Source organism: Streptomyces sp. NBC_01591 (assembly GCF_035918155.1).
Lineage (GTDB): Bacteria > Actinomycetota > Actinomycetes > Streptomycetales > Streptomycetaceae > Streptomyces.
The window spans coordinates 7114647-7132376 of sequence record NZ_CP109327.1; the positions used below are offsets into that span (position 1 = coordinate 7114647).

Annotated in this window: 24 protein-coding genes; 18 read left to right on the forward strand and 6 right to left on the reverse strand. The window is 68.9% G+C overall.

Features of this window, described 5'->3' with window-relative positions; translation table 11 throughout:
- The first annotated feature begins 187 nt into the window (after nucleotides 1-187).
- The 10 genes from OG978_RS32820 (at nucleotide 188) to OG978_RS32865 (ending at nucleotide 5521) form a co-directional block, all read left to right on the forward strand.
- Nucleotides 188-445, forward strand: coding sequence for a hypothetical protein (locus tag OG978_RS32820; protein WP_326768683.1), 258 nt, complete (start codon nucleotides 188-190; stop codon nucleotides 443-445).
- A gap of 145 nt (nucleotides 446-590) precedes the next feature.
- On the forward strand, nucleotides 591-1598 hold the full coding sequence (locus OG978_RS32825) for a hypothetical protein (RefSeq protein WP_326768684.1): 1008 nt from the start codon (nucleotides 591-593) through the stop codon (nucleotides 1596-1598).
- 146 nt (nucleotides 1599-1744) lie between these two features.
- Nucleotides 1745-2389: a glycine-rich domain-containing protein gene (locus OG978_RS32830; protein WP_326768685.1), complete on the forward strand. Its 645-nt coding sequence runs from the start codon at nucleotides 1745-1747 to the stop codon at nucleotides 2387-2389.
- 106 nt (nucleotides 2390-2495) lie between these two features.
- Complete coding sequence (locus OG978_RS32835; RefSeq protein ID WP_326768686.1) at nucleotides 2496-3290, forward strand: hypothetical protein; 795 nt, start codon at nucleotides 2496-2498, stop codon at nucleotides 3288-3290.
- 11 nt (nucleotides 3291-3301) lie between these two features.
- Complete coding sequence (locus tag OG978_RS32840) at nucleotides 3302-3616, forward strand: hypothetical protein (protein WP_326768687.1); 315 nt, start codon at nucleotides 3302-3304, stop codon at nucleotides 3614-3616.
- A gap of 2 nt (nucleotides 3617-3618) precedes the next feature.
- On the forward strand, nucleotides 3619-3882 hold the full coding sequence (locus tag OG978_RS32845) for a hypothetical protein (RefSeq protein WP_326768688.1): 264 nt from the start codon (nucleotides 3619-3621) through the stop codon (nucleotides 3880-3882).
- Nucleotides 3882-4091: a hypothetical protein gene (locus tag OG978_RS32850; protein WP_326768689.1), complete on the forward strand. Its 210-nt coding sequence runs from the start codon at nucleotides 3882-3884 to the stop codon at nucleotides 4089-4091. The genes OG978_RS32845 and OG978_RS32850 overlap by 1 nt, the downstream gene beginning before the upstream one ends.
- Complete coding sequence (locus tag OG978_RS32855; RefSeq protein WP_326768690.1) at nucleotides 4084-5034, forward strand: N-acetylmuramoyl-L-alanine amidase; 951 nt, start codon at nucleotides 4084-4086, stop codon at nucleotides 5032-5034. Before OG978_RS32850 ends, OG978_RS32855 begins: the two co-directional genes overlap by 8 nt.
- Nucleotides 5034-5270 (forward strand): holin, encoded by a 237-nt coding sequence (locus OG978_RS32860; protein ID WP_326768691.1) that lies wholly within the window; start codon nucleotides 5034-5036, stop codon nucleotides 5268-5270. Before OG978_RS32855 ends, OG978_RS32860 begins: the two co-directional genes overlap by 1 nt.
- A 17-nt stretch (nucleotides 5271-5287) precedes the next feature.
- Complete coding sequence (locus OG978_RS32865) at nucleotides 5288-5521, forward strand: hypothetical protein (protein WP_326768692.1); 234 nt, start codon at nucleotides 5288-5290, stop codon at nucleotides 5519-5521.
- A gap of 56 nt (nucleotides 5522-5577) precedes the next feature.
- On the opposite strand, the gene OG978_RS32870 is transcribed toward OG978_RS32865, so the two are convergent.
- Nucleotides 5578-5784, reverse strand: coding sequence for a hypothetical protein (locus OG978_RS32870; RefSeq protein ID WP_326768693.1), 207 nt, complete (start codon nucleotides 5782-5784; stop codon nucleotides 5578-5580).
- Between the two features lie 67 nt (nucleotides 5785-5851).
- On the opposite strand from OG978_RS32870, the gene OG978_RS32875 reads away from it, so the two are divergent.
- Entirely contained in the window at nucleotides 5852-6514 is a 663-nt protein-coding gene (locus OG978_RS32875) for an HAD family hydrolase (protein WP_326768694.1), read from the forward strand.
- Here OG978_RS32875 and OG978_RS32880 read toward each other — a convergent pair.
- The gene (locus tag OG978_RS32880) at nucleotides 6495-7727 is read right to left on the reverse strand and encodes a helix-turn-helix domain-containing protein (protein WP_326768695.1); all 1233 of its coding nucleotides are present in this window, start codon (nucleotides 7725-7727) and stop codon (nucleotides 6495-6497) included. The two genes, OG978_RS32875 and OG978_RS32880, sit on opposite strands and share 20 nt — an antisense overlap.
- A gap of 190 nt (nucleotides 7728-7917) precedes the next feature.
- Between OG978_RS32880 and OG978_RS32885 the strand changes: the two genes are divergently transcribed.
- Nucleotides 7918-8304 carry a hypothetical protein gene (locus OG978_RS32885; protein WP_326768696.1) on the forward strand — a complete coding sequence of 129 codons (387 nt, stop codon included), beginning with the start codon at nucleotides 7918-7920 and terminating at the stop codon, nucleotides 8302-8304.
- 310 nt (nucleotides 8305-8614) lie between these two features.
- On the opposite strand, the gene OG978_RS32890 is transcribed toward OG978_RS32885, so the two are convergent.
- Together OG978_RS32890 and OG978_RS32895 are read right to left on the reverse strand one after the other, a co-directional pair.
- On the reverse strand, nucleotides 8615-8944 hold the full coding sequence (locus tag OG978_RS32890) for a helix-turn-helix transcriptional regulator (RefSeq protein WP_326770236.1): 330 nt from the start codon (nucleotides 8942-8944) through the stop codon (nucleotides 8615-8617).
- Between the two features lie 15 nt (nucleotides 8945-8959).
- The gene (locus OG978_RS32895; RefSeq protein ID WP_326768697.1) at nucleotides 8960-9196 is read right to left on the reverse strand and encodes a helix-turn-helix domain-containing protein; all 237 of its coding nucleotides are present in this window, start codon (nucleotides 9194-9196) and stop codon (nucleotides 8960-8962) included.
- An 838-nt stretch (nucleotides 9197-10034) separates the two neighbouring features.
- On the opposite strand from OG978_RS32895, the gene uraD reads away from it, so the two are divergent.
- The 6 genes from uraD to OG978_RS32925 all read left to right on the forward strand — a co-directional run bounded on the left by uraD (nucleotide 10035) and on the right by OG978_RS32925 (nucleotide 15985).
- Nucleotides 10035-10544, forward strand: coding sequence for a 2-oxo-4-hydroxy-4-carboxy-5-ureidoimidazoline decarboxylase (uraD, locus tag OG978_RS32900; protein ID WP_326768698.1), 510 nt, complete (start codon nucleotides 10035-10037; stop codon nucleotides 10542-10544).
- Nucleotides 10545-10549: 5 nt separating this feature from the next.
- On the forward strand, nucleotides 10550-10942 hold the full coding sequence (uraH, locus tag OG978_RS32905) for a hydroxyisourate hydrolase (protein ID WP_326768699.1): 393 nt from the start codon (nucleotides 10550-10552) through the stop codon (nucleotides 10940-10942).
- Nucleotides 10943-10947: 5 nt separating this feature from the next.
- Nucleotides 10948-11895: a factor-independent urate hydroxylase gene (pucL, locus tag OG978_RS32910; RefSeq protein WP_326768700.1), complete on the forward strand. Its 948-nt coding sequence runs from the start codon at nucleotides 10948-10950 to the stop codon at nucleotides 11893-11895.
- A gap of 67 nt (nucleotides 11896-11962) precedes the next feature.
- Entirely contained in the window at nucleotides 11963-12847 is an 885-nt protein-coding gene (locus OG978_RS32915; RefSeq protein WP_326768701.1) for a uracil-xanthine permease family protein, read from the forward strand.
- A gap of 45 nt (nucleotides 12848-12892) precedes the next feature.
- A complete protein-coding gene (locus tag OG978_RS32920; protein ID WP_326768702.1) occupies nucleotides 12893-14284 on the forward strand; it encodes an 8-oxoguanine deaminase in 1392 nt (463 codons plus the stop codon).
- A gap of 246 nt (nucleotides 14285-14530) precedes the next feature.
- Nucleotides 14531-15985 (forward strand): nucleobase:cation symporter-2 family protein, encoded by a 1455-nt coding sequence (locus OG978_RS32925; RefSeq protein ID WP_326768703.1) that lies wholly within the window; start codon nucleotides 14531-14533, stop codon nucleotides 15983-15985.
- Between the two features lie 103 nt (nucleotides 15986-16088).
- Here the strand turns inward: OG978_RS32925 and OG978_RS32930 are convergent, their stop codons facing one another.
- Both OG978_RS32930 and OG978_RS32935 read right to left on the reverse strand, forming a co-directional pair.
- On the reverse strand, nucleotides 16089-16967 hold the full coding sequence (locus OG978_RS32930) for a chitosanase (protein WP_326768704.1): 879 nt from the start codon (nucleotides 16965-16967) through the stop codon (nucleotides 16089-16091).
- Between the two features lie 206 nt (nucleotides 16968-17173).
- Nucleotides 17174-17482: an SH3 domain-containing protein gene (locus OG978_RS32935; RefSeq protein ID WP_326768705.1), complete on the reverse strand. Its 309-nt coding sequence runs from the start codon at nucleotides 17480-17482 to the stop codon at nucleotides 17174-17176.
- Nucleotides 17483-17730: the final 248 nt, after the last annotated feature.

A 17730-nucleotide genomic window follows, 5' to 3' on the forward strand; every position in this document is an offset into this window, starting at 1 on the left:
GCTGCGCGGATCGGCCGCCAGGCGGTCACCCGACAACCCGCTCGGGGGTGTGCTCCGCGACCTCGACCGGCGCACAAGGTCAATCGAGCACCAGCCGAAATCGGCCCCGGTGCAGGGTCCGCCGGGGCCACCGGGCGAACCCGGCCCGGAGGGCCCGCCGGGGCCGGCCCCGGCCGCCGCAGTGGTCGTGACCGACGAGGATGGCCGCGCTACTTGGACGCTGTCGCCCGCGCTGCCCGCGCCTCCGGTCGTCGGTGCGGTCGCCGTCGCCCTGGGGTGGGATGACGGGCCGCTGACTGTCACTGCCGAGGAAGTTACCGGGGCGGCGGTGACGGTACGGGTGTGGAGGACCCGGCCCGTGCTCGGCCTGGGCCTGCTCCCCGCAGTACCGGCGCCCGGGGTATCGGTCCACCTCACCGCAACTGAGCACCCAACTTCCGCCTGAATCAGTAGAATTGAGGCAGAACCCCCGCGACGGGCGCAACCGTCCGGGGGCGTGGACGAACCTTAGTGAGAGGTCCGACGTGACTCAGGATAGGTGCAGCGTAGAAAGCTGCGACAAGCCCTCCGCCGTACGAGGCTGGTGCCACATGCACTACGCCCGCTGGCAGCGCCACGGCGACACCGCCACAACATACCGTCCCCGCGCCGAGGGCTCGTGCTCGATCGAGGGGTGCGACAACCCTCAGAAGGCGCGCGGATGGTGCGACATCCATTGGAAGCGTTGGCGCAAGCACGGCGACCCCGTGCTCAAGCCCGCAGCCCGGGTCGTTCCCGCAGAGTGCTCGAACGACGGCTGCGAACGAGTCGTGAAGGCGGCGGGATTGTGCGGGGCCTGCTACGCCCGGCAGCGGCGAGCGGCTAACCCCGCTGCCCCGCCACAGAAACGCTCCTGCGACATCTGCGGCACCGACATGGCCAACCGGCGCAAAGACGCCCGACTCTGTTCTCGGGAGTGCAGGAACGCCGCCCGCTACCGGATCGAGAGGCCCGCAACACGGCAGTGCACCGTTATTGAGGACGGAACACGGTGCCCCAGTCCCGCGACGCACCGACTGAAAACTGACGCCTGGTGCAAGAAGCATCACACCCGCTACGAACGGCACGGTGACCCCCTCGCCGTGCTCGCCGAGCAGCGGCCGAACGGCGAGGTACAAGAGCACCTCCACCAAGCCGCGAACGCCAGGACCGATGACTGCATCTTGCTTCCCAGCTCGGCCAGCGGCCGCCTGTCGGTGACCTACCAGGGAAAGCCAATGACGGCGGCCCGCGCAGTGTGGACGATTACGCATGCCGCGCCCGGCAGCCGACACGTCCTGCACACCTGCCACCGCGGCGACGACGGGTGTATCAACATCCGGCACCTGTACCTCGGTGACCATGAACGGAACATGCTCGACATGGTCGAGGCTGGGCGCAGCAGCCGTGGCGAGAATAGTGCGCGGTCCGTGTTGACCGAGGCGAATGTTCGCGAGATTCGACGAAGGTACCGCGCTGGCGAGGCGACGCAACAGGCGCTGTCAGCTGAATTTGGAGTGCACCCTTCAACCATCAGTAACGTGGTGACGGGCAGGAATTGGGGATGGCTTGGCGGCTGAGTGCCGCAGGTACGCTTTCCGTAGTCGCTGGTTTTGGGCCGGGCTCGCTTCAAATGGATGGGGTGAGTCCGGTCGCGAATATCTGCGCCTGCGGTGAGTACTTCAATGTTGACGAAACCGGAGAACTCTGCCTTAACCCGGGCACGATGGGACTCAGGAAGACCATCGTGCACAAGACGCCGGGCACGTTCCAGTTCCGTAAGGCGGACTATCCGTGGCTGGCGCGGATCCGCGTCCGGGTGCAGGCGGGCGGCGGCGGTTCGGCCGGTGCCGCAGCAGCGGCCAAGCAACTGGTCGCGCGGAACGGGGCGTCCGGCGGCGGTTACGGCGAGTCCGTGATCGAGGTCGGGGCACTGGGCGACATCGAGACGATCGTGGTCGGGGCAGGCGGCACGGGCGGGACCGGCAACAACCCGGGTAGTGCGGGCGGGGCCAGCTCGTTCGGTGGGGTGGTTACTGCGGCCGGTGGGAATCCCGGTACGGACGGGATGGACTCCGGGACGAGCAACACCGTTTCTAACGGGGTTGCCGCGCCTTCCGGCGGGTCGGGGCAGATGACGGACGGTGGGGGTGCGGGGGAGGGGGCTCTCCGCATGGCGATGCGCGGGATGTCTGGCCGGGGCGGGGACTCCCGTATGGGGCACGGCGGTTACGGGCGCACAACGTCGGGTCCGGGCAGCGCGGGGCGGGGCTACGGCGGCGGCGCCGGCGGCGCGTTCAGTGCGGACGGTAAGTCGTACGACGGTGCGGACGGGGCGGTTGGGGCCGTGGTCGTGGAGCTGTACGGGTAGTTGCTGGGTACGCTGGGCGTGCCGCTGGTTTTGGGCCGGGCCACCTCATCAGGGATGGAGTGGGCCTGTGGCTCGATGTGGATGCGGCAACGACCGGTGCGCCTGCGTGATCGTGGGCGGTGACGGGATCACCGTCGACGGTGCGGGCAACCCGGCGAATCCGCTCGTGATCACCGCGAAGCCCGCCCCGCTGGTTGTTGCGGACGGCGATTGCATCACCTTGTCCGGGAACGGTACGGCCGGAGCCCCGCTCAGCGCGGCGCCGCGCCTCGACCCCAACCCGGCCAATCTGCTGGCCTGCGGGCCGGACGGCCTGGTCGTGACCGGCGGGACGGGCGGCACCGTGGCCACCGCGTGCGGGCTGACCGGCGACGGATCGACCGGTGCGCCGCTCGCGGCTGCGGTCGCCCAGTGGACGGCCGCGTGCGACCTGGACACTGAAGGCGGGCAGGTCTACTGCGACAGTGCCGGCCAGCTCCGCGCCGACCCGCCGCCCAAGTTCGCGTTCTACACGGACAACGCCAGCCAGACCTTCCCCGCGACCGAGGTTCCGGCGGGGAGCGATGTGCCGATCATCCGGCCGACGTTGACGATCCTGAACCCGGACGGCTGCCGGGAGGCTCACGTCCTCGTGAACGTCGACCTCGACATGGACTTCAACCTGCCGGCGAACTCCGGCGCGGGGTGCGGTATCGGACCGGATGACATGCAGTACGTCGTGAACCGTGGGAGCACTGCCGGGACTTCCGTGCACAACCAGGTGTCGAAGACGTGGCACCGCGTCATCCCGGCCGGGGGGACGCTCGTCGAGCCGATGCAGATCACCGGGCTACGCGGGTCCGGCGGGGCGACGTACACCCGGATCCAGTGGGGCATCAACGCATTCGTATGGGTCGTCTGAGGAGACGCGAGATGGCAGACAGGACTTTCTACTACCGGCACGAGGGCGGCTCGTACTCCGTGCGGACCGTGAACTATGAGGGCGAAGTCGCGCCCCCCGACGGCGCCGTCGAGATCACGGAAGCCGAGTACACCGAGGGCGTCGCGGCCGTCGAGGCAGCCAACGCCGCACTGGAGGCGGAGCAGCGCGCGGCCGAGCAGGAGCGGTTCCGCGTCGACTACGAGGCCCTGATCGCGGCCGGGGTGCCGCCGGAGACCGCCGCTCGCATGTCCGGGTACAACCCGCCTCACCCGACCGTGGGCAGCGCGCAGAAGACGGGGGAGTAACCATGACCGCCACCCCTTCAGCCGGCCGGATCGTCCACTACGTCAGCCACGGCACCCCTGTCCGTGGTGACGGCTCCCAGGCTTTTGCTCCGGCGTGCCGTGCCGCCGTCGTCACCGAGGTCGATACGGACGACCCGGACCGCATCGGGCTCGCTGTCCTCAACCCGACCGGGATCTTCTTCCACCCGCTCGCCGCGGGCGGTTCCGTGCACGCCGACGCCGAGACATCGCTCGGCGGGTCGTGGCACTGGCCGGAGCGTGCCTGATGGCCCGGCCCACCCAGGAGCTCAGCGTCACGTACCGGTTCACGGTGGAGCTGACCGACCACCTCGAAGCTTGCTTCGGCGCCACTCTCATGACCCGGGACGCGGCCCGAGCAGCTCTCGATCACGTGCTGTACGAGGGCGACAAGCACCAGGCGTTCACCCTGCGCCTCATCGGTGAGGCCGAGGACCAGGAGGTCGACGATGTCTGATCCACTCACCCCCGACCGGGTCGCTTCCGTCCTGCGCGCTGAGGGTGTCCGCGTGGTGGAGGTCGGGAACTGGCGTACCCACAACCGCAATTCGAAGGGCCCGTGGGGTCCGCTCAACGGCAGCATCGTGCACCACACCGTCACCCGCGGCACCGCCTCCACCGTCGCCATGGTCCGGGACGGACACGCGGCGCTGCCCGGCCCGCTGTGCCACGGGATGATCGCGAAGGACGGCCGGGTGCACATGGTCGGCTGGGGTCGTACGAACCATGCCGGCGGCGGCGACTCCAAGGTGTTGGAGCAGGTCATAGCCGAGTCGTACGGCACCCGGCCGACTCCGCCGACCCGCGGCAACAGCAATGGGGTCGACGGCAACGCGCGGTTCTACGGGTGGGAGTGCGAGAACCTCGGCGACGGCAAGGACCCCTGGCCCAAAGCGCAGTACGACGCGATCGTCCGCGTGCAGGCCGCGCTGTGCCGGGCGCACGACTGGTCGGCGAAGTCCGTGATCGGCCACCTGGAGTGGTCCAGTGACAAGGTCGACCCCCGTGGTTTCACCATGGCCAAGCTCCGCGCCGATGTGGCCGAGCGGCTCAAACACCCCGCGAGCTGGAACCCCGGCTCAGACCACGAAGAGGACCCCATGGCAGGCATCACCAAGCGCGACATCTTCGACGCTGTGTGGAAGACGGACGCGATCGGCGGCCCGACGGACGCGGCGGACCATTCGACGAATCCGACGTGGCAGCCGCAGTCGATCCTGAAGGACATGCAGGCCCGCATCCGGTCCATGGACAAGCGGATGGCCGCCCAGACTGCCGCGATCACCGTGCTCGCCGGTCAGGTCGGCACGGGTGCCGACACGCAGACCGTCGTCTCCGCGGTCGAGGCCGCGATCGAGCGGGCCGTCATCGACGTCAACATCAACACCGGGGAGGCGTGATGGCGTCGATGTTCACTGCGGCGTTTTGGGTTGCTACCGGGGAGCGCACCGTACGGACTGCGGCCCAGACGCTGATCGCAACGCTTGGACTCGAAACTACCGGCGTGCTCGATGTCGACTGGGGGCAGGGACTCGCGCTCGCCGGAAGTGCTGCACTCCTGGCGGTACTGACCGCGATCAGCGCGTCCGGTACCGGCGGCCCGGGGCTCACTGAGACTGTGAGGGAGCGGCAGTGACTCCCCAAGATCCGGGCGTGTACATCAGCCCGGCGCAGATGTACGAGGAGGTCCGGGGCTTGTCCGAGGCCGTCAGCAGGATCGAGGCGAAGATCGACGGCATACTCGACGAGACGAAGGACATCCGCGGCGACGTGTCTGACCACGAGAACCGACTCCGCGCCCTGGAGTCCACGGTGTGGCGGGCGGCTGGCGGCGCTGCTGTTCTCGGTGCCGGGGCCGGAGTTCTCGCCCAGTTCCTCCTGCGCTGAACCGCCACGCCCCCTGCATGGCTTCGGCCAGAGCAGGGGGCTTCGTGCGTCTGGGGTCAGCCGTCGTCGTCCTCGGCTGGGTGCCGGACGACCCTCTTCAGCTCCCGCTCGACCTCGTACCGCGACTGCCCGGTCGCCTCGGCGTGCGCGGTGATCGCCGCCTGTACCCGGGCTGCGGTCTCCACCGTCAGTCGATTCTCCTGCTGCTCAGTCCATGCCGCGCGTTCCAGCTCGATCAGCTCGTCGTTCAGTTCGATTGCCACGTGGCCGGATACTAGCGGCTGATTCCCGTCACCTGATGAAGCCACCCGGCACGCATAGGATGCCGCCATGATTCGCGCAGTGGTGTTCGATGTCGGTGAGTGCCTGGTAGACGAGACCCGCGAGTATGGCACCTGGGCCGACTGGCTCGGCGTGCCACGGCACACCTTCGCCTCCATGTTCGGCGCCGTGATCGCCCAGGGGCGGGACTACCGTGACACGTTCCAGGAGTTCCAGCCCGGGTTCGACCTGTACGCCGAGCGGGAGAAGCGCGCGCAGGCCGGGCAAGCCGAGCACTTCGACGAGACCGACCTGTACCCGGACGTCCGCCCGGCCCTTGCTCAGCTCCGGGCAGACGGGCTGTGGCTCGGCATCGCAGGCAACCAGACCATCCGGGCTGGCCACATCCTGCGCAGCCTCTTCACGGCCTCCGTCGACCTGATCGGCACCTCAGACGACTGGGGCGCCAGCAAGCCCGACCCCGCGTTCTTCGTCCGGGTCGCTGAGGTCGTCCCGCATGAGCCCGGCGAGATCCTGTACGTCGGCGACCGCGTCGACAACGACCTGCGCCCGGCTGTCGCAGCCGGCATGCAGACCGCGCTGATCCGCCGTGGGCCGTGGGGCACGATTCAGTGGAACACGGCCGAGGCCAGGGACCTGCCCACGTTCCGCATCGAGTCCCTGGCAGAACTGCCTGAGGCCATCGCCAAATTCAACGAGCGAGCGCACTGACCGTCGTAGCCCACCCGTACAGCCGCTCGTCGAGGTCCCGCACACACTGCTCGTGCTGGTGCGGGGCCAGCGACCGGCGCACCTCACGCACCCGGTCCATTCCCATTGCGTACCAAGTGACCTCGAGCTGATCGAGCGCCCGGCACGCGTATTCGCACGCCGATTCCGGATTTCCGGCCGCCGCCTCGACCGCGGCGAGATCTCCATAGATGACACTGCGCTGCTTGTCCTCGGTACGGGGCAGGTCCTCAAGCACACCGAGGAGAGTGGTGCGCGCCTGCGGCAGGTGCCCCGCCTTCAGCTGCGTGTTCCCCTTAAATGCGGCCAGCCTGACGGCGCTGAACCAGTCGAGCCAAGCCGGGCTCTCGTGCTCGGCGCCTGCTGCCAGGACGTCCTCGGCGTGCCCGATCAGGTGCAAGGCTGTGCGGACGTTTCCGCATCGCGTCTCGCACTCGGCCTCGACGGCGTCGAGCCATGCCAGTTGGGCGGCGGAGGCGGGGCCGCGGCGGGCGTAGGTCCGGGCGGCCACCATGCGCTCTACTGCCGCGTCTCGCTCACCCGCCCACGCGGGAATGAACGCGGTGTGCGCGAGGATCGCGCTGCCGATCAGCGGATCGTCGGCTTGGCCGGCCGCCTGGAGCGCGAGCAGGAGCGTCTTCGCCGCCTGGTCGCCGTCGCGGAGGTCGAAGAACTCGATTCGTCCGGCCAGGAGGTACGACTCGGCCAGTGCCGCGGCGACGGTGCGGCGGGTCTGCCCAGCCGTCTCGGTTAGCAGCGCACACCCGAGAGTGGCGTGGGCCACGGTCGCAGGGTGCAGGGTCGCGGGGGCAACCGACCAGTACAAGCGCCGGTGTGACCGGGTCACTGCCTCGAAGTCTGCGGCGACAGACGCGGGTTGCATGGCGGCTGCGGCCTGCGTCGGCACAGCGGCCAGCCCGACAGCTGCCACGGACGCACCGACCAGTGAGCGCCGCACGGGGTCGGGCCGGTCGCGGCCAGCCGGAGGAGTGAATCCCAGCGATTCCATGTCCTGCCCGAGTAGTTCAGTGAGAGCCTGCTGAAGGTCGGGGTGAGGCCACGGCGGGTTCTCGGATTCCCAGCGCCGGACCTGTCGGACACCCACCCCGAGGGCGGTGGCAAACTCCTGCTGGGAGCGGTAGCCCGCGGCATGGCGGGCCGACCGGAGACGGACGTTGCTTTCAGGCTGTGGCATGCGGTACCTCCGTGACGGGCTCTCAAGTCAGTGTCACGGCAGGTCCTTTCAGAAGCCAGTCGTCACCCGTACGACGGCATGAAAGTCCTCTTCTGCGTCGCGAAAAGTCCTCTGGAAGTCCTCGATACGCGTCCTCGTGAGGGCCAGTCTTGGTGAACTGCCCAGCACGGTGCCCCGAGGAGCCGCAGCGATGAGCCCACCCAGCAGCATCCGCACCATCAGAGCTTGCCGCCTCGAAAGGGCCGGCCAGGCGTGGGCCGCGATCCGTGTGCCCCGCAGCGTCGGCCTCGATGCCCTCGCCATCCTCGGCGGCCGGTCCGGAGCCGTCCTCGAGGACCCCTTGTCGGCCGCGCTGTACTGGTTCATCCCGCCGGGTACCGCCGCCGAGTGGGACGTGGCTGGCACCCGGGTTCTCGACGAAGACGCCCATCTAGTCATTCCCCCGGTCAGGCGCACCCAGGGCCCCGGACCGCACTGGCGCGTCTGCCCCGCTGCTGAGGTGTGGACGACGGAGGCTGCGGCCCTACAGGCGGCACTCGAAGACGCGGCCAGTCCTTGCCGAGGGGCGGTGCGATGACGACCTCCGCTCCGAACCAGGCATCGGCGCCAGACGCCGCGTACAAGACGCTCCTCGGCCACACCTTGACCTGTGCGGCCTGCAGGGCTGGGTCGGCCTGCCCCACGGTGGTACACCTCGGCCGTGTCTGGCGGGAGACCCGCGGTCCGGCACGGGAGGCCCGCTGGTGAGAGACGGGTCGACGGACTCCATCCCCTGCTACTGCTGGGACGTAGACCGGCAGACGCATGCCCGGTGTACGCGGGAGCCGGGACACAAGGGCGACCACTACACCCCGTACACCCGCCCGTCGTGGGACCGGCCCGGTATGTCATGGCCCGCCGAACCAGCGGCGAGCAGCCGCCGCTCCTGATCTCCCGCCCGCGGCTGCAGCTCGCGCAGCAGTCGCAGACGGGGTTCCCGCCCGTACCCGAGGCCGGCGGCGGCCGGGGTCCGGGCGGGTATTACTCCCGGACGAGGTCTGGGCTGGTCTCTGCTCGATCCGGTTGATGGTTTTGCGGTCCAGGCCGACGGCCTTGGCGAATCCCTCTTGGGTGAGGTTCCTGTGATTGCGGACGGTGCGGATGTGATCTCCGATAGCCCTGCGGTCGGTGGCTGTCCCAGCCGCGGTGGACGATCCGCTGCCCCGGCGACCAGCCAGCTGGCTTCCGGGGCGTTACCCGTCGATGAGGTCACGGATGTGTATGTCCATCGCTCTAGCGATGCGGAGCAGCCATCCGATGCGTGCGTCGGTGGCGCCGGACTCAATCCGCTGGATGGTTAGCCGCTCTACGCCCGACAGGTCGCGCAGTCTCTCCTGCGTGAGGTTGGCGTGGATGCGATGCGCACGGACTCGATCGCCGATGGTCCGTCGCTGCTCAAGGATCCAGTCGGGTTCAGGTTCGCGAGGCACTCGACAAACGCTCAACTGCGAACGACCATGAGTCAGCCTATGCAGGCATGCTTTCTATGATCTTGCCAGCCGGTCTCGCTGGCATTCATCGGCGCGGAACCTTTGCGCCGCGCAGCGTCGCGCATTTGGCGCGGCGGGGCGGTCGGGGCGCGTAGTGCATCCGCGCCTTGGTCGCCTGACGCCATGACTTAGTCAAGGCGTCCCGCCTCGGCCCCCCGCGGGGGTCGGGGCGGTCTACTCTCGACAGCAGAACGCCCCCGCCGATTCTCACGGCGGGGGCGTTCCCAGTGGAGTTGAGGCTCCACCGACGGGGCCGAAACCCTGTCGACCATCTACCCCACCGGTCTGCGCGTGGGGGTGCATCAGGGATTGTGCGGAGCTATGCTCCCTCCCTCCCCGGTGGGCATGATCTTAGGTTCGAAACTGTGCAACCGGAACGGGTCCGGCACCCCCTCATCCCTTCGAGCTACTCAGCCGCCAAGCGGCGTTGTGGATGTTATGTGGATTTTGATGTCATCGTGCCTCTGTGGATCACGCGATAAGGCGGCAATATGTAGCCCTCTACCTGCGCATATCTGTAAGTCGAGCCCGTTCGATCGCGAATGTCATAACTACCTGAACAGGGAAAATGCCGCCAAAGGCGAGTAGTTGACGCGGTAGGTGAGCGAAGGCCGTGCAAGATCGTGGAGGGCCGTCGTCCGGAGCAACGGGCGACGGCTTTTTACATTCGCGTAATTTCAACAAAGTGTTGACGTGGTGTTGTGGAGGGCGTTAGCTATCCGCAGCCCGACCGACGCACAGCGAAAAACGCACAGCGAAAACAGCCACGGAGGCTCCCGTGACTTCGAGCTCCACACCGGGCCTCGCCCGGTTCAACACCCTGGCGGACGACGAGGCCACCACCGCGTTGCACGCGGTGTGTGCCGCCGCGGCATGGGGAAGAGAGATCCTCTCCCGACGCCCGTACGCCACCGCGGAAGCCCTCCTTCGTGTCAGTGACGCCGCCACGGCCGCACTGACCACGGAGGATCTGGCCGACGCGATGGCCGGTCACCCGCCGATCGGCCGCCCGAAGCCCGGAGACCCGACCTCCTCCCGCGAACAGCGGGGGATGGCAGGCGCCACCGAGGAACTCAAGGCCGAGATGCTCGAACTGAACCTGGCCTACCAGGAGCGGTTCGGACATGTCTTCCTGATCTGCGCCACCGGAGCCACCGGTGAGCAGATGCGCGACGCGGTGAAGTCCCGGATCGGGAACTCGCCCGAGCAGGAGCGCGGGATCGTGCGCACCGAGCTGGGCAAGATCAACCGCATCCGGCTGACCCGTCTCGTAACCGAAGGAGAGTGACGGTCTTGAGCACCGACACCACCGCATCGGTGTCCACCCACATCCTGGACACCAGCATCGGCCGCCCCGCCGCGGCCGTCGCCATCACACTCGCCGCCCGTAGTGGCGGCGACGCGCCGTGGTCGACGCTCGGCGGATCCGCGACCGACGCGGACGGGCGATGCAAGGACCTGCCGGCACTGCCGGAGGGCACCACCCATGTACGTCTCGACTTCGAGACCGAGGCGTACTTCGCAGCCAAGAAGCAAGCCGAGGCGCAGCAGGACGCCCCCCGCGTAAGGGACAGCGGTGCGTTCTTCCCGGAAGTGGCGATCACCTTCGCCGTCGTACCGGGCGAGCACTTTCACGTACCGCTGCTGCTCAACCCGTTCGGCTACTCCGTATACCGAGGGAGCTAGCAGACATGCCCACGATTCTCGGCCAGAACCAGTACGGCAAAGCAGAGAACCGCGTCGTCAAGATCACGAGGGACGGCGACACCCACCACATCAAGGACCTGAACGTCTCCGTCGCCCTCTCCGGCGACCTGGACGACGTCCACTACAACGGCTCGAACGCCCACTGCCTGCCGACGGACACCACGAAGAACACCTGCTTCGCGTTCGCCAGGGAATACGGCATCGAGTCGGCCGAGCAGTACGGCATCCACCTCGCCCGGCACTTCGTGGACAGCCAGCCGGCGATCCACCGCGCGCGCATCCGCATCGAGGAGTACGCCTGGGAACGCATCGCCGGCTCCGACGGCAACTCCAAGTTCATCGGTGCCGACGAGGTCAAGCACTCCTTCGTCCGCAAGGGCCAGGAGACCCGCCTCGCGCAGATCACGTACTCCGCCGGAGGTGACGGGGGGGCGAAGTTCGAAGTCCTGTCCGGGCTCAAGGACCTGACCGTGATGAACTCCACGAACTCCGAGTTCTGGGGCTTCGTCAAGGACAAGTACACGACGCTCCAGGAGGACTACGACCGCATCCTCGCCACGTCCCTGTCGACGTGGTGGCGGCACAACTGGACCTGTGACGAGCAGCGCATGCCGCAGTGGGAGAAGTCCTACGAACAGTCCAGGAAGCACATCCTGCACGCGTTCGTGGAGACGTACTCGCTCTCGCTCCAGCAGACGCTGTACCAGATGGGTTCGCGGGTCATCAACAACCGCAGCGAGATCGACGAGATCCGCTTCTCCGCCCCCAACAAGCACCACTTCCGGCAGGACCTCTCCGCCTTCGGCCTGGAGAACGAAGCCAAGGACGGCGCCGTGTACTACGCCGCCGACCGCCCTTACGGCCTGATCGAGGCCACCATCCTGCGCGACGGCTGCGAGCCGCACATCCCGGTCGACATGACCAACCTCTGACGCGGGGCGCGCGTCCCCGCCGCCCGCAGTCGGCGGGGACGCGCCACACCGGAGGGAACAACCAGCCATGGCAACGCCTGCAAAAGGGCCGGCAGAAGGCCCGTGTTCCACGCCACCGGAAGGACCCGAGGTCCACCCGGTCGACCAGAAGCTCCACCCCTCGCGGCTCGCCCCCGCGGCGCTCCAGCACATCGCCGCCATGTACGCGGGTGTGGTCACGCCCCCGCTCATCATCGGCCAGGCCGTCCGCCTCGACACCGCGGGCCAGACCCGGCTCATCGCCGCGAGTCTGCTCATCGCCGGTGTGGCCACCCTCCTGCAGACCCTCGGGGTCAAGGGCTTCGTCGGCAACCGGCTGCCCTTCGTCAACGCCGCCTCCTCGGCCGGTATCGCGCCGATGCTCGCCATCAGCGAGATCTGCGAGCGCGAGACCGACGGCAGGACCATCACCCGGGGCCTGCGCACCGACGGCATCGCCACCCTCATCGGTCCCGTCTTCGGCGGCTTCCCCACCTCCGCCTTCGCCCAGAACGTCGGCGTCGTCTCGCTGACCAAGGTCCGCAGCCGCTACGTCGTCGCCGCCGCGGGCGGCGCACTCCTGGTCCTCGGCGTCTTCCCGGTGCTCGGCGCGGTGGTCTCCACGGTGCCGATGCCGGTCCTCGGCGGCGCGGGCATCGTCCTCTTCGGCTCCATCGCGGTCAGCGGCATTCGTACGCTCTCGGAGGCCGGCCTCGACGACAGCTCCAACATCATCCTGGTCGGCGTCTCGCTCGGCGCGGGCATCATCCCGCTCGCCGCGCCCGCCTTCTACGCCGACTTCCCGGCCTGGGCGCAGACCGTGCTCGGCTCCGGCATCAGCGCGGGCGCCCTGGTCGCCGTGTCGCTGAACCTTTTCTTCCACCATCTCGGCACCCGTGGCGGCGCGCCCGCCCCGGCACTCAAATCCTCCTAGGGTCCTGCCGTGCCCGCATCGCCACTCACTCCGGAAGGAAGCGCCATGGCACCTTCGGCAGACCCCGTATCCCGCATCGTCATCGAGAACGTGGCCATCGCCACGGTCGACGCCCACGACACCGAGTACGCCTCGGGCCACGTCGTCGTCGCAGGCAACAAGATCGAGTCCATCGGCGCCGGCCGGGCCCCCCAGGGCCTGGAGAACGTCGTACGCCGCATCGACGGCACCGGGCACCTGGTCACCCCCGGCCTGATCAACACGCACCACCACTTCTACCAGTGGATCACCCGGGGCCTCGCCACCGACCACAACCTGTTCGACTGGCTGGTCGCCCTCTACCCGACGTGGGCGCGCATCGACGAGCCGATGGTCCGCGCCGCCGCCCAGGGCTCGCTCGCCATGATGGCCCGCGGCGGCGTCACCACCGCCATGGACCACCACTACGTGTACCCGCAGAGGGCCGGCGATCTGTCCGGCGCCATCATCGGGGCCGCCCGTGACATGGGCGTACGGTTCACCCTCGCCCGCGGGTCCATGGACCGCAGCGTCAAGGACGGCGGACTGCCGCCGGACTTCGCCGTGGAGACCCTCGACGGTGCGCTCGCCGGCACCGAGGCGACCATCGACGCACACCACGACGTGTCGTTCGACGCGATGACCCAGGTCGCGGCCGCCCCCTGCTCCCCGTTCTCCATCTCCACCGAACTGCTGCGACAGGGCGCCGAGTTGGCCCGTCGCAAGGGAGTGCGCATGCACACCCACGGCTCGGAGACCGTGGAGGAGGAGAAGTTCTGCCACGAGCTGTTCGGGATGGGACCGACCGACTACTTCGAGTCCACCGGCTGGCTCGGCGACGACGTGTGGATGGCGCACTGCGTCCACATGAACGACTCCGACATCGCCGCGTTCGCCCGCACCGGAACCGGTGTCGCGCACTGCCCCTCGTCCAACGCCCGGCTCGCCGCGGGCATCGCCCGGGTCCCCGACATGCTCGCGGCCGGCGTCCCGGTCGGCCTCGGCGTCGACGGCACCGCCTCCAACGAGTCCGGCGAACTCCACACCGAACTGCGCAACGCCCTGCTCATCAACCGCCTCGGCGCCCACCGCGAGAAGGCCCTGAACGCGCGTCAGGCCCTGCGCCTGGGAACGTACGGTGGCGCCCAGGTGCTCGGCCGCTCCGACCAGATCGGCTCCCTGGAGCCCGGCAAGCTCGCCGACCTGGTGCTCTGGAAGCTCGACACCCTCGCCCACGCCTCCATCGCCGACCCGGTGATCGCACTCGTCTTCGGTGCGGCGGCCCCCGTCACCCTCTCCCTCGTCAACGGCAAGCCGGTCGTCGAGGACAACCACCTCATCACCGCGGACGAGGACGCCATCGCCCGCGCCACCCGCGACGAGGCCCGCCGCCTCGCACAGATCGCCGCCGGAGCCTGACGCTCCGCGGCACCCCCCGATACCGGCCGGCCGAGGGGGACGGCCCTCGGCCGGCCGCCGTGGACCCGAGCGGTGTCCACGGCAACCGGTGCCGGGGGCGTGTACGCACGTACGCGCCCCCGGCACCGCTGAACAAAGCTGCCCGCACCAGCTGCAAGCCCTGCCCCACCTGCACCAACGCACCACTTGCACCACCTCCCTGACACCCACGTCGCCGCAGACGTGTATCCGACCGGAGGAACCGCCGTGGCAGCTACGCCCAGGTTTCGCAACGACGCAGACGCAGCACCCGATGGAGCCCCACATCGGGGCGACGCCCCCGAATCGTCCTCGCCGGACCGGAAACACCCGGTCGACGAGACGCTCCCCCCACTGAAGATGTTCACCAGCGGCCTCCAGCACGTGGCCGCGATGTACGCGGGCGTGGTGGCCCCGCCGATGATCGTGGCGCCCGCCGTGGGCCTCACCGCCAAGGAGACCGCCTTCCTGATGGGGGCGAGCCTGTTCACCGCGGGCATAGCCACCCTGCTCCAGACCCTCGGCTTCTGGCGGATCGGCGCCCGGCTGCCGTTCGTCAACGGCGTCTCGTTCGCCGGGGTCACCCCGATGGTGGCCATCGGCAAGGACCGCGGACACGACGGCATCGCCGTCATCTTCGGCGCGATCATCGTCGCCAGCCTGCTCGGCTTCCTGCTCGCCCCGTACTTCTGCAAACTGGTCCGCTTCTTCCCGCCCGTGGTCACCGGCACCGTGATCACTCTGATCGGTGTCTCGCTGCTGCCGGTCGCCTTCAACTGGTCCCAGGGCGGCAACGCCACGGCGGCGGACTACGGTTCCACTACCAACATCACCATGGCCGCGGTCACCCTGGTGATCGTGCTGGCCCTGCGCAAACTGCTGCGCGGCTTCCTCCAGCAGATCGCCATCCTGCTCGGACTGATCGTCGGCACCCTGATCGCGATACCCGTCGGCATCACCGACTTCGGCGCCATCAAGGACGCCGACCTGGTCGGCTTCCCCACGCCGTTCCACTTCGGGGCGCCGCAGTTCGAGATCGCCGCGATCGTCTCGATGAGCATCGTGATGCTGGTCTGCATGACCGAGTCCACCGCGGACATGCTCGCGCTCGGCAGGATCGTCGGCCGGCCGGCGGACGAGCGGACCATCGAGGGCGGCCTGCGCGCCGACACCCTGGGCAGTGCCATCAGCCCGCTCTTCAACGGCTTCATGTGCAGTGCCTTCGCCCAGAACATCGGTCTCGTCGCGATGACGAAGGTCCGCAGCCGCTTCGTGGTGGCCGCCGGTGGCGGCATCCTGATCGTGCTCGGGCTGGTCCCCGTCGCGGCGTCCGTCATCGCGCTCGTCCCGCTGCCGGTCCTCGGCGGCGCGGGCATCGTGCTCTTCGGTTCGGTCGCCGCGAGCGGCATCCAGACCCTGGCGGCCGCCGCACTGGAGAAGGGCGAGAACGCGCTGATCGTGGCCGCGGCCGTGGGCATCGGCCTGATCCCGATCGCCGCGCCGGAGTTCTACCACGCGTTCCCGGAGGATCTGCTCGTGGTGCTCGACTCCGGGATCTCGACCGGCTGCGTGGTGGCGATCGTGCTCAACCTGGCCTTCAACCACCTCGGCAGGAAGCCGGATCCGGAACCGTCGGAGCGGGAGCAGAGCCCGGCGGCCGCGGACCCGGTGGCCGCGCACTGATCCGATCCGGCCCGGCGCGACACAAGGCCGGGACGGAGCTGTGGCGCGTACGGCGACCCTCGCGGGTGCTGCCGTACGCGCCACGGCCGTGTCGTCCGGTGTGTCAGCCGATGTGGTAGCTGTCGCCGTACACCTTCCAGTCGAGCGGCGGGTCCAGGTTCAGATTGCCCTTCTTCAGGAAGACCCGCTGGGCGGTGTCCACGCGGCTGGTGTCCTCGTGGGCCTCCTCCTGCTTCATCGCCCAGACGCGGGCGTCGAGGAAGGCGTTGAGGTACGTGACCTCGTTGCCGCCCTGGGACGGCGGCTTCGCCTTCGAGAGGGCCCGCTTGCGGATAGAGCTGAAGCTGGTGCTGTCGCCGCCGTCGCCGTGCATGACGATGGCGTCGTAGTACGCGAACTGGCCCAGCGTGCCGATGCCGTCGGCCTTGCCCTGCTTGACGGCCGGGTTGAAGTACACCCGGTCCCGCTCGTCGTTCTGCGCCTGCTTGAACGCCGAGTCGGAGGCCGCCTTCACCCAGTCCTTGGTGAAGTTCGGGTCGAGACCGCTGTGCGAGGGGGTGCCGTTGACCTTCCGCAGTGCGGGAAGGTACTTCGCGAGGACGTTGTCGGGCTTGCGCTCGGTGTACAGCTCGACGAGGTCGAGCATGTCGCCCGTGCCGGAACAGAAGCCGATGATGCCCGCGGTGTAGCCGCGGTCGTCGTCGATGTCCTCGATGTACTTGTACTGGGACTTCCAGTTGAGGGAGGAATTCTCGGCGCTGGAGACCAGTTGCATGGCGATCTCCTTCTTCGCCGGGTCGTCCAGCCCCGTCGCGGCGGCGGCCTCGTGAGCCGCTGCCGTCGGCTGATGGGCCGCCTGGTCTGAGGGGCCACCGGCGTAGGCGGCGACGGGAATCGCCGTGAGGGCCAGTCCGACCGCGATGACCGTGATGCGCACGGGGCGGGTGTTGCGACGTGCGGCGCGCTTATGGGGAGCGTGCACCAGTCCTCCAAAGGGAGTTCTTCGTTGCGACGGTCTGTTAGGAAGCTTTCCTATCAGAGTGGAGAGTGGTCGTACACCCCTCCGGCGCCGGGGAGTTGAGAAGTTCCCTCGAAACGCGGGAGGCCCCGCACCGCGCGGAACGCGCGATGCGGGGCCGAGGTGGGTGGCGAGGTGGCCGGCGCGGCACCAGCCAGGGCGCTGCGGCCTCAGCAGTCGAGGTAGGCCACGTGGATCCAGACGCCCGTCGGGCCGCCCCACAGGTCGCCCATGACCCAGTCGCCCTGCTGGCCGCGGGCGTCGAGCTTCTGGCCCCGGTTCACCTGGCCCAGGACCGGGTACTCGCTGCCCGGCCCGCCGCGGAAGTTCACCCCGTTGTCGTTGACGGTGCAGACCGCTGCCGGCGCCTTCGCGGCCTGCGCGGCGGCGGGGCTCTGCGCGGCCTGGGCGGCGGGGCTCACCGCCAGCCCGAGACCGGCGGTCAGCACCATCGCGGCCAGCATCATCTTCTTCATCATGCGAATCTCTCCTCCGTGATCCGGCCCACGTCGGCGTGAGCCGTCCATCAGCCCCAACGGAGTCGCCGACCGACTGGTCACGGGTCCGGACCGGTCTTCGGGCAGGAGCGAAAGCGCAGGTCATATGGCGTGCGCACCGGCGTGCGCAGGCACCGGGCGGACGCTTCTCGCGCCCGTCGATCATGGGTTTGGGCGGACCGGATCCGGTATCCGCCGCTGGATGCGTGCCGGGCGCCCGCCGGACAGCG